Raw genomic sequence first — 10,698 nt, 5'->3', positions numbered from 1 at the left:
TGCATACCGACGCGAAAACAAGGAAAGGCCAAAAGCCAAAGCGGCCCAACAGCACAGAAAACCCCTAACATTCACCGCCCCACGGCGGGATTAACAAGCGTATGATCCGCGGCGACAGGATCATCCACCCTTACGACCACGGCGGTGATGTTATCGCGCCCGCCGGCCTGCAAGGCCAAATCGACCAACGTTTCAGCCGCGAGCTGGCAGTCGCCGGCCTCCAGCACCCGCGCGATGTCCGGCGCTTGCACTTCATTGCTGAGGCCATCGCTGCATATCAGAAAGCGATCCCCGTCTTGCACGACGATGCGGCCTTCATCGAGTTCAAGCCAGTCCGCCGCACCGACGGCTCGTGTGATCAGATGCTGCGACGGATGGTGCCGCGCGGCCTCCGCACTCAAATGCCCCTGCGCCTGAAGCTCCGCCACGTAGCTGTGGTCGGTCGTGAGCGCCTCGAGGTGCGTGTCACGATAGAGGTAGATGCGGCTGTCGCCCGCCCACAGCCAGGCGCATTCGCGCCCCCTTGCCATGAGCACCGCAACCGTGCTGCCGATCATGCGAACGCCGCGCCGCGCAGCTTCCTCGCGCAACTGGTGATTGACCGTCTGTAGCGTGCCGCGCGTGGCCGCCGAGAACGCGATGAGCGAGTTGGGCGCGGTGAGCGCGCCAAGCGCACGCACGATCATGCCGCTCGCCAGGTCGCCCGCCGTATGGCCGCCCATTCCGTCAGCCACAGCCCACAGTCCGCGCTGCGGCAGATCGAGACATGCATCCTCGTTGAGCGCCCGGACACGGCCCACGTCAGTGCGCGATGCCGAGCTCCACAATAACGCGCTTGTCACGATCGGGCCTCCATAGGCTACGCGACGAGACCATTGTTCTTGCCGTTCTGCCCCACGCCCACCGTCACATTCGAATTGGCGGCGGAATTCGTCACGTCGAGCGTCTGGTACTGATTGATGACCTGATTCGCGTAGAACGTGTTGTTGGTCTGATAAAGATTGATGATCGGTCCGAGTCCGGAAGGCTGCGCGGGCTGGTAGGGCTGTATCCAGCCAAAAACCCACGGAGCGCCCGCGCCCCGAATGAACGACATCCCTTCGTGGTCGATATCGCGCTGCTCGTGAAGGTCGTTGATGGTGAGCGAGGTCATGACTGGTCTCCGTCAAGATGATGGCCGCGGGGGCGCGGCGTTCCGCCCATACCTTGCAAGCAGCATGCCATTTTTCGGCGAGAAGCGGCGCCTGCGCGACGGTTCGCTGCGGGCCTTGCCGAATAAGCCATCGCGGCACGGCGGCGAGTTACGCGCGCAACAGCGCCCGCTTGCTTCGCCTTGCATTGGTCGTGTGCTTCCCAACAGGCGGGCGGCACGTTGTCGTCAGCATTCCGACACATCGGCATGTTCCCCTCATCGTCCGGATCATGCTCGAAGTGACGGCATGTGGCCGACACAGTCGAACCGGATTCGTTGGCGCGCCGCCGACACACTAGTGCTGCCGCCACATCCAATTTCCCGGCAACCCTTATCCCACCGTGATCGAGCCGTCTGGCATGAGTGATGCAGGTTAGTTGGCAACCGCCGAACCTTCCGGGAGAAGCGGCAACCACTCAGACGGAAGCAGTCATGAGCCTCGATCTTCGACCGACGATGAACGCAGCAGAGCCGCCACTCGGTGCGCATCTCGTTTCGCGTCGCGCGGGCTACAGCCACCACGGCATTTATGTGGGCAACGGCCGCGTCGTTCACTACGCCGGTCTGTGCACGTCGCTGCATCGCGGCCCGATCGAAGAGGTCACGCTCGAGCGCTTCGCAGCCGGTCACGAAGTCGCCGTCGTCGCGCATCCTTTCGCGGCGTATGCGGGGCGCGAGGCTGTTGCGCGCGCGCGTTCGCGTCTCGGTGAAGACCGTTATCGACTGCTCAGCAACAACTGCGAGCATTTCTGCACGTGGTGCGTGGACGGAAAGGGCCGCAGCGAACAGGTCCGCAGCTGCATGACTCATCCGCTTGCCGGCCTGCGCGTCGTTCGTGCGCTCGTTCACGCTCACCGGGCGCAAGCCCGCCACGCTGCGTTCGCCGTGCAGGCCGCTTGAGCGGCACTTCCATCGAACCACCGCCATCCCCCATGACCCCACGCCTCGGAGACCAACATGAACTCCAACGAATCTTCGCTGCGCACCCTCGTCGACAAGTGGCTCGCCCCCAATGCGCGCGTGCCGGCCCGCGTGGTGCGTTTTAGCCGCACGCAGGATCATCGGCTGCGTTACGTGTGCGTCGAGGCGGCGCACCCCGCACGCACGATTGCAATCTTTTTCTTCCGTCACGACGATGGCTCGTGGTGCGTGTTTCCGCCGGCGCTCACACGTCCAGCCATGACGGCGCGCGCCGCGTGAGTTCAGCGCAATAGCGTGGGCCGGGGCCGCACGGCGTTAGCGCTGGCCGGCCCGCGCTGTGTTGGCGCGCCCTCAATTTCCACCCGGACTCCGATGTATGGCCGCGGCGTGAGTTGCGTCTGGTGCGAGGCGACCCTCGCACCGCCCGTGATCGCGGCCATGGCTTGCCTGTCCAGTTCGACGCTTTCCGGAAGATCCTTGATGACGAGAATGCTCATGCTCTCCTCCATGTGAGGGGCGATGTTTCCTGTATGGCCTGAGTATAGGCGGTGACGCGCGCACGCAAAGAAGCAGGCGGTGCCTCGCGGCACCGTCTGCATTCAGGGGGCGCGGCAGCGGTCAAAGGAACGCGCCGGTGCTCGCATATTGCGAGGGATTGACCTTGAGATTCAGCGGCCCGAAGCCCGCGCCGATGTAACCGATGTTGTTCAGCGCCGCGACGTCGACCACCTGGATCTGAGAGATGTTCTGCACGATGTTCGGCGAAACGGTGATGTTGGCGATCGAGCCGTAGCTGTTGTTGCCGCCGCGTACGGCGGCCATGGCGCGGCGGTCGAGTTCCGTGCCGGGCGCAAGCTCGCGGATAACGAGGGAAGTCATGTTGAGCCTCCAATAAGGATGAGCGGTGTACACGCAAGCGCAAGGCAAGCGAATCGGTGGGGGCGCGACCGATAGGGTCCAGTCGCGCCGCCGCCGGCAATCAGAAGTTGATCGTGTTGCTCGCTTTCTGCACCGGATTGACCGTGGCGTGGATGTTCGACGCGAATGCCACGTCGTTGCCCACGTTGTTCACGATGTTGTTCGTCTGACCGATGAGCTGCTGGGCGGTGAAGTTGGTCGAGTCGTACTTGTAGCTCGGACCGAGGTAGACGGGCCACAGGCCCAGGCCGCCGCGCACGGCGCCCATTTCACGACGGTCGAGTTCTTGTGCGACGCTCAGGTCTGCGATCATCAGCTTGCTCATGACAGTTCTCCAGAAGGGCAATACAGGGTAGTTGGCGATTGAGCTGCAGTATGTTGCGGGCTCGCTCCTCTTAATGCACAGGCTGTGCCAGTCATGCGGTGGGCATCGATGAAAGCGCTTCGAGCCTTGCACAGCGGGGCTTTGCGGCGATGTGAGGTGAACGCGTGGGGCACGTGACGGCGTTCGAACGCAGATACACTGATGGCGCGCTCCCAACAGGGGGCGCCGCAGCGGTTGGATTCGCGGCAACACATGCGGGTGCGCGGCCAGGGTAGTTCAGGCACCGATTGCGCTGCGCGTGGCCGCGGACTAATCTTTCTTCAGACCTTGCTGCAAAGTGCATCGCACTCGCCGGCCGAGATCACGGTGGGCGCATATCGAGCGGGGACTCTGTATCCTTGAAGGACGACGAGGCCACGCTGCAGCGGACTCGACGGGGATTGCGCCAGGCGCTCGCACGCGGCGCGATCGTGCGCGGAAAAGCGCGTCGGCCAGCCTGAAGCGGGTTGAAGGCATACGAATGATGAGCCTTTCGCAGCTGATCCAGACGTTCCAGAGCGGGACGCTCTCACGCGAGGCGTTCTTCGCCGAGATCGACCACGTGCTCGCGATCGACGTGGCCAATTGCGCTCGCTTGCGCGAAGCCGTGGACGAGACGCAGACGGTCCATCCATTGCCCGACGCTGTCTATGCCGAAGTTCTGCGCCGTATCGAACACCGCGAGGACAGCGCGGCGGCCACTGACGACTCCACCCGCATTCACGAGACGCTAGCCGCCGCACGCGCCTTTACGGCAGGCGAAGACGCCGAGCACGTGAAGGGAATCGGCGACACGCTCAACGGGCGTTTCGTGCTCGAGGAATGTCTGGGCGTGGGCGGCATGGGCACCGTCTACAAGGCGCTCGATCTGCGCAAGCTCGAAGCTTCCGACCGCAAACCCTACATTGCGATCAAGGTCTTGAACGTGCAGTTCCGCGGCCAGCCCACTTCGCTGATCGCGCTTCAGCGCGAGGCGCGCAAGGCGCAGACGCTCGCGCACCGGAACATCGTCACCGTGTACGACTTCGATCGCGACGGCCCGCTCGTCTACCTCACGATGGAGTATCTGTCTGGCAAGCCGCTCAGCAAGGTGCTGCGTGCGCCCGGTTTCGCGGGCATGCCGTTCGAGAAGGCGCGTCCGATCATCGCCGGCATGGGGCAGGCGCTCGCCTATGCGCACGAACGCGGCTTCGTGCATTGCGATTTCAAACCCGCCAACGTCTTCCTCACCGATGGCGGCGATGTGAAAGTGATCGACTTCGGTATTGCCCGTGTTTTTCAGCGGCCCGAAGAGGATCCCGATGTCACGGTGTTCGATCCCGCCACGCTCGGCGGCATCACGCCCGCCTATGCGAGCCCGGAAATGTTCGAGCACCGCGAGCCGGATCCGCGCGACGATGTCTATGCGCTCGCCTGCGTGACCTACGAACTGCTCACGGGCAAGCATCCGTTCAACCGCAAGTCGGCGACCCAGGCGCGCAGCGACAAGATGCGCGCCGAGCGGCCGCAGGGCCTCGATCGCAGCCAATGGCGCACGCTGAGCGCTGCGCTTTCGTTTGACCGCGCATCGCGTACGCCGAGCGTCAATCAGTTTATGGAGGGTATGGGCGTGCTTTCGCACGCGTCGGCATTCACCGGTGCGCGCGTAGGGGCCGTTGGCGTAGGTGCGATTGTCGTTGCTGCGGGGATGTGGTTCGGATATCGAATCTTTTATGCGAATGAAACGCAGCGCGCGAATCCGCCTGTCACGGCCAGCGCGCCGGCCAGTGCAGTGAAGATGGCCTCGGAAGTCCAGCCCACGCCGGTGCTGGCAGCAGCGCCGGCCGCCGTCGTCGCGAATGTGCCCGCCGCGAGCGCAACGGCGTTGGCGCCGGCGGTCAGCGCCGCGGTGGCCGACGCAGCATCGCTCGCAGCGCTCAATTCGACGCTCGCGCGTGTTCCGTGCTCGGCGCTCGCGGCCTCGCTGCCCGAGCATGTGATCCAGGTTCGCGGCTTTGCACACGCGGGCGAGAACATGGCGCACGTGCGCGATGCGCTCGCAAAAACACCGGGCGGGCAGGGTGCGAAACTCGACGTGGTTGCCGTGGACAATCACAATTGCGAGGTCGTCAGTGCGTTCGCGCCATATTGGCGCGCGAATCACGAGGCGGGCGGCGGCGCGACGATCCGTACGCGGCCACCCGACGCGCAACTGGTGCAAGGCATGCCGCTCATCGTCGACATCACTACGCCGCACTACGAGTCATACGTCAACGTGGACTATTTCGCGCTCGACGGCAGTGTCGTGCATCTCGTGCCGAGCACTCACGAACGCGACAATCAGGCGCCGCCGGGGTTTTCCGCGACGGTGGGCGGAACGGGTGACTGGCTCGTGGACAAGCCGTTCGGCACCGAGATGATCGTCCTGCTGATCACGCCCGCGCCGTTGTTCGATGGGCTGCGTCCGCCAGCCGAGTCTCGCGCGGCTTACCTCGCTGCGGTCGGGCAGCAGTTGAAGCAGATGGAAGCGCATTACGGCGCCGGTCATATCGTCGCCGACTTCGTGCAGATCACGACGCATGCGCGAAGCGAGTGATCGTCAGCAACACTGATCGAAAATAGCAGTGCGCTATTGCGCGATCTGCTGACGCTGATACTCGTGGTGTTTCATTTGCATATAGTCGGAGCGGCTCACTTCGTGCAATTGCCGCGCATAGTGTTCCGTGGCATCGAACCAGTCGGTGAGACGCTTGTCGAGGCGCGCGTTGGACGGGCTCGAAAGCGCGCCGAGATAGGCATCGATGGCGAGGTAATAGCGCATCGTATTGCGCTCCACCAGACCGCGCACGCCGCCGATGTATTGCGTCTCGCCCGTGGACGGATCGCGCGTGACGGAAAATCCCACCTTGTCGCTTCCGATCGTCGCCAGGTACCCTTTCATCGCAAGCTTTCCTGCCACGCCGTAACCGTATGCGTAAGTCAGATGGATAAACGTGCGGTTATCGCCCACGGGTATCGCCTCCAGCACGATCCGATAGTCTTTGGTACTGAGTGGACCCGTGGCGGCGGAGAGCTCCACGCGAAAATAATCCGGTTCGCTCACTACCGGGTGATAGTTGAACTGCACGCGGTAGGACGAGGAAAGCGATTCCTCGGTTTTCTTGCCGATGTTCACCGCGAGCACGGTACCGTTTTCGTTCGTCGTTGCATGGCAGTACTTGATGTTCAGATGCAGGATCAGCACATCGCACCAGTTGGCGGGGCCTTTAGCCGGGTCGTTGAGCGCGTCGTTGACCGTCGCGAAGGGAAACTCGATCACACCGTAGATATCGCCCTTGAGCGCCGACGGCAACTCCTGCGATTCGAGGTACAGCGGTCGATGAAACGGATTCTGCGCGAGCTGCCCGCTCAGACTCTGATATTTGTCGCGCAGTCCTGCCGCTCTCTCGTCGGTTTGCGCCGCGGCGCTCTGGCACAAGAAGCATAGCGCCGCGGCGAGAACGGTTATCCACCACGATAACGGCCGCCGGTCGCCCGTTGGGGATCTGGCAAGCCTGTTCATGGTTTTCCTCCTCGAACGCCTTTTGGGCGAGACAAGTGCGGCAGCGTCATTCACGAATCGCCTGAATGCGTCCCGCCTTGATTGCTGCTTTCAAAGCCATCCAGTCCGCCTCATTTTGCTCCGCATAAGCGAGCGCGAATTGCACGATGGCATCGTCGAATGCAGCGGACTTGCCCAGATATCCGCTGAGCAACGCGGGATCTCCGGCTTTCGCCATGGCGTGCGCCAGCGCGTGAGCGCAGGAAACCGCGTATTCGCCGAGGTCTTCGACGTCGAAAGTAGTGAAGTCGAATGCACCTTTCATGTCGCGTAGCTGCCGGACATAAAAGTCGTTGCCCGTGTGGCGCATTTTCGACCAGCCGAGAAAAATATCGCTGGCCGACTGGAGCAGACGCTGGCCCACCACTACGCGCTGTCCATGATTGGGATAGCGGCTCGGCGCGAGATAACCCTCCAGCGCGGAGGCCCGCGCCTCCTTGAGCTGAAGGAATAGCGGGCACTCGCCGTCGGCCATGAAAAGCGCCTCGTAGCATCGCGTTCCCACCGACCCGACACCCACGACGCGAATCGCGACATCCACCAGTTCGTAGCGATCGAAGAGGGCGCGCCTGTCGTCGGGAAGCGTTAGCCGGTAGTCGGCGAAGAAGCGCCGCACCATCGCGTCGTACTGCTTTTGATCGTGCGGACTCGCCAGCGGGACGTGGTACACGAGCGGAGGCGCCTCCTTGATGCGGAGCTTGCCGTTGACGAGCTCGGTCGCATGATTGAGCACGGAACGCGACGACTGTTGCCGCGCCTTGTCGATGACGGCCAGTTCTTTCCTCTTTTCAGCCGTCGAATCCGCGATGGCGAGCATGCTCGCCGCATCGAACTGGTAATACCAGACGTCGAGCGTATCCATACGGCCGAATTCGCTGATTCGCTGCCGGAACGTCTCGCACAGCCGACGCACGACGGCGCGCTGGTCACGCAACGCAAATGCGCGCTCACGCGCGGCGATCACGAACGATGCGGCAAGTCTGCGAATGTCCCAATCGAAGGGGCCAGGCAGCGTCTCGTCGAAGTCGTTGGGGCCGAAGAGAATGCGCCGCTCCGGGCTCGCAAAGAGCCCGAAATTGGCCAGGTGCGCGTCGCCCCCCAGTTGCACGATCATGTTCGAATGCGGCAGCTTCGATAGATCGTGCGCCATCAGCGGTGCGGCACCCCGATAGAACGCGAACGGACTCGCGACCATCCGCCCGTAGCGGATGGGTATCAGTTCAGGCACCCTGCCGACATTGGAGGCATCGAGCAGCGCGATGGGATCGCGATCCGCGATCTTGCACTTGGCCAGTTTCTCGCGCGGGATTTTATTGCGGGCGGCCTTGCCCCGCTCGATACGCGCTGCGACCGACCCACGCCCCCCAAACAGCGTGGAGGGATCTTCCGGCGCCGCGAGAGTCGTGGGATCAGCGCGATCCGTGGCGGATTCGGCACGTTTTGATGCAGCGGTATCAGACACCCATCACTCCCTTTTCGATTCGAGGTCTAAGCGGACCGGTTCAAGTTTGCAATTTTTCAGTCGGCTTTGTCGCCCGTAGAAGCGGCGGGCGTGGTGGGCGACATCTTGCTCAGTGTCTCAATGGCTTGATCAACCGTCGCGAAGATCTCGCGATGCGCGTTGGCAGTACGCAGCGCGTCGTAACGTTCGACTTCATGCCGCACACCGGCGGGAATGGCGATGGCGGCAATACCGACGCCGCGCTTGTCGAGTTCGCTACCCAACTGGATCAGTGTCTTGGCTGCCGTGTAGTCGATATTGTTGATCTCCGAAGCGTCGATCACCACCCAACGCAGCGGCGGACTCGCCTCGTTGACCAGTCTCAGCACCTCTTCCGTGAAGCGGCCGGTGTTCGCATAGAAAAGGTCTGCTTCGAAACGATAGACGACGATGCCGGGCGCCGCGAGCACGTTCGGCTCGACATGACGCGCGACCCAGTTTCCGTCGGGGCCACGCGTCAGCACGCGCGTGCGCAGGCGATAGCTATGCCGCGCATGTGCGATGAGCGAAAGCACGATGGCCGCGAGGATGCCGTGCATCACATCGACGAACACGACCACGCCGGCCGCGAGCAACGCCACGACGAACTCGTCTTTCTGCATGCGGAACAGTTCGACCATGCCTTTCACGTCGATCAGCTTCACGCCGATCATGAAGACGATGGCCGACAATACGGCAGCAGGCAGAAAGCTCAGCGGCTTCGTGAGAAAGAGCAGCACCAGCAGCACGATGACAGCCGTCGTCAAATGCGCGGCCTGGGTACGTCCGCCTGCGTCGTCGACCATTTCGGTCTTGGTGGGACTGCCGTTCACGACGAACGTGCCCGTGAACGCCGCTGCCGCGTTCGCGGCGGCGAGCCCGATAATGTCCGCGTTGTCGTCGCCCTTTTCGTTGTAGCGGTTGGCATACGCGCGGGCCGTTGCCGCACTCTGGGCAAGGATCACGATGAAGCATGAAGCGGCTGTCCCCAGCACCTGGTCGAGCTTGCCTATCGGCAATGGCGGAAGGGACAAGGAGGGGAGGCCGCCTGGCACTTCACCCGTTATCGAAATGCCGTGTGCGGCGAAATTGAACACGCCGCTTGCCACGATGGAACCGATCACGGCAATGAGCGCTCCGGGCGCGCGCGGCGCGATCCGCTTGCACCCGATGATCACGGCGAGGACGGCGATCGAAAGCAGCGTGGTCGGATAGTTGGCTTGGGCGATGCGCTGGAACACGGAGAGAATCTGCATCAACGGACCATGTCCCTGCTTCGCGAGTCCGATCAGCCCGGCGAGCTCGCCGGCCGCGACCTGGATGCCCACGCCCGTCAGGAATCCGATCAATGCGCTGCGCGAAAGAAAATCGGCCAGAAAACCCAGGCGGAAGACGCGCGCGATCATCAGCATCACGGCAACGGTCAAGGCGACGGTACTCGTCAGGCCCACATATTCCTTGCTGCCCAATGCAGCGACGGTCGTGAGCGTGCCCGCAAGAATAGCGGCCGTGGCGGAATCCGCGGCGACGACGAGTTGACGCGAAGCGCCGAAAATGGCAAATGCGAGGAGCGGCAGCAGGATCGTATAAAGGCCCGTGACGGTGGGCGTGCCGGCGATCTTCGTGTAGCCCATCACCTCCGGAATACCGAGTGCCGCCAGCGTGATTCCCGCGATGATGTCGTGCGGCAATTGCCCGGGATTGACGGGCAAAAGCCCCTGCAAAAATGGCATGCGATGCGGTTGCGCAGGTATCGGTGTCACCGGTTTCATGTCGCTGCCTCCACGGGAGTGATGAGGCTGCTGACCGGCGCGTTGGCGATGAGGTTATCGGCAATCGCCTGTTGGCTTGCGCCGGCGCACTCGAACGGCCTCTTTCTCAAGGCGTTTTCGATCCACATGGTTACCTCGGATGGTTAGACTGATCGAGACAACAGCGAATCAGAAGCAAGAGGGATACGGTCGCCTTTTTTGCGGCTGTAGTCAATAGTCGAGAACCAGGGAGGATCGGCGCGCGAGCATGCCGTCAGCGACCAGGCCGCGCAGTCAAGGCAGTCAAGAAGACGCTAGAAGATTGCAGAGATTCCACGTTGCGTTATCACACATATTCCTTCTCATCCGTTCATTCGGAGCCGTGCCGTGCGGCAGACGACGAGCCAGTCCGGTATATTCGGGTCGTCGCTGTGCCTCATTGATCCTTCCTCGGAGGACTGATTCTGCTGCGTCGCACAACTGTCACGGGTT

At 62.7% G+C, this 10,698-nt stretch carries 12 protein-coding genes; 3 read left to right on the top strand and 9 right to left on the bottom strand.

All coding sequences use genetic code 11. The annotated features are described in order from the left end of the window. Nucleotides 1-71: 71 nt before the first annotated feature. The gene (locus BMI01S_RS31000; RefSeq protein WP_028215057.1) at nucleotides 72-842 is read right to left on the bottom strand and encodes a PP2C family protein-serine/threonine phosphatase; all 771 of its coding nucleotides are present in this window, start codon (nucleotides 840-842) and stop codon (nucleotides 72-74) included. Between the two features lie 17 nt (nucleotides 843-859). Continuing rightward, entirely contained in the window at nucleotides 860-1,153 is a 294-nt protein-coding gene (locus BMI01S_RS30995; protein WP_028215056.1) for a hypothetical protein, read from the bottom strand. A gap of 471 nt (nucleotides 1,154-1,624) precedes the next feature. Here BMI01S_RS30995 and BMI01S_RS30990 point away from each other — a divergent pair, with 471 nt between their 5' ends. Together BMI01S_RS30990 and BMI01S_RS30985 are read left to right on the top strand one after the other, a co-directional pair. Next, entirely contained in the window at nucleotides 1,625-2,092 is a 468-nt protein-coding gene (locus BMI01S_RS30990; protein ID WP_028230886.1) for a lecithin retinol acyltransferase family protein, read from the top strand. Between the two features lie 57 nt (nucleotides 2,093-2,149). Next, nucleotides 2,150-2,392, top strand: a complete 243-nt coding sequence (locus BMI01S_RS30985; RefSeq protein ID WP_028215054.1) for a hypothetical protein — start codon at nucleotides 2,150-2,152, stop codon at nucleotides 2,390-2,392. Between the two features lie 2 nt (nucleotides 2,393-2,394). Here BMI01S_RS30985 and BMI01S_RS30980 read toward each other — a convergent pair whose 3' ends face one another. The 3 genes from BMI01S_RS30980 to BMI01S_RS30970 form a co-directional block, all read right to left on the bottom strand. Next, on the bottom strand, nucleotides 2,395-2,610 hold the full coding sequence (locus BMI01S_RS30980) for a hypothetical protein (RefSeq protein ID WP_154671234.1): 216 nt from the start codon (nucleotides 2,608-2,610) through the stop codon (nucleotides 2,395-2,397). Between the two features lie 121 nt (nucleotides 2,611-2,731). Further along, nucleotides 2,732-2,992 carry a hypothetical protein gene (locus BMI01S_RS30975; RefSeq protein WP_028215053.1) on the bottom strand — a complete coding sequence of 87 codons (261 nt, stop codon included), beginning with the start codon at nucleotides 2,990-2,992 and terminating at the stop codon, nucleotides 2,732-2,734. Nucleotides 2,993-3,092: 100 nt separating this feature from the next. Beyond that, a complete protein-coding gene (locus BMI01S_RS30970) occupies nucleotides 3,093-3,356 on the bottom strand; it encodes a hypothetical protein (protein WP_028230885.1) in 264 nt (87 codons plus the stop codon). Between the two features lie 520 nt (nucleotides 3,357-3,876). Between BMI01S_RS30970 and BMI01S_RS30965 the strand changes: the two genes are divergently transcribed. Next, nucleotides 3,877-5,970, top strand: a complete 2,094-nt coding sequence (locus BMI01S_RS30965; RefSeq protein ID WP_028230884.1) for a serine/threonine protein kinase — start codon at nucleotides 3,877-3,879, stop codon at nucleotides 5,968-5,970. Between the two features lie 33 nt (nucleotides 5,971-6,003). Here BMI01S_RS30965 and BMI01S_RS30960 read toward each other — a convergent pair whose 3' ends face one another. From BMI01S_RS30960 to BMI01S_RS43320, 4 genes are read right to left on the bottom strand one after another with little or no spacing between them, the layout of a single operon-like run. Continuing rightward, nucleotides 6,004-6,936 carry a hypothetical protein gene (locus tag BMI01S_RS30960; protein WP_028230883.1) on the bottom strand — a complete coding sequence of 311 codons (933 nt, stop codon included), beginning with the start codon at nucleotides 6,934-6,936 and terminating at the stop codon, nucleotides 6,004-6,006. A 46-nt stretch (nucleotides 6,937-6,982) separates the two neighbouring features. Next, a complete protein-coding gene (locus tag BMI01S_RS30955) occupies nucleotides 6,983-8,437 on the bottom strand; it encodes a DUF2252 domain-containing protein (RefSeq protein ID WP_028215049.1) in 1,455 nt (484 codons plus the stop codon). A 56-nt stretch (nucleotides 8,438-8,493) separates the two neighbouring features. Continuing rightward, nucleotides 8,494-10,227 (bottom strand): SulP family inorganic anion transporter, encoded by a 1,734-nt coding sequence (locus BMI01S_RS30950; RefSeq protein WP_036021502.1) that lies wholly within the window; start codon nucleotides 10,225-10,227, stop codon nucleotides 8,494-8,496. Further along, nucleotides 10,224-10,355 carry a hypothetical protein gene (locus BMI01S_RS43320; protein ID WP_255217835.1) on the bottom strand — a complete coding sequence of 44 codons (132 nt, stop codon included), beginning with the start codon at nucleotides 10,353-10,355 and terminating at the stop codon, nucleotides 10,224-10,226. Before BMI01S_RS43320 ends, BMI01S_RS30950 begins: the two co-directional genes overlap by 4 nt. Nucleotides 10,356-10,698 lie beyond the last annotated feature (343 nt).

The organism is Paraburkholderia mimosarum LMG 23256 = NBRC 106338 (assembly GCF_000739815.1).
GTDB classification, from domain to species: domain Bacteria; phylum Pseudomonadota; class Gammaproteobacteria; order Burkholderiales; family Burkholderiaceae; genus Paraburkholderia; species Paraburkholderia mimosarum.
This window is presented reverse-complemented; position numbering and strand designations above follow the sequence as displayed.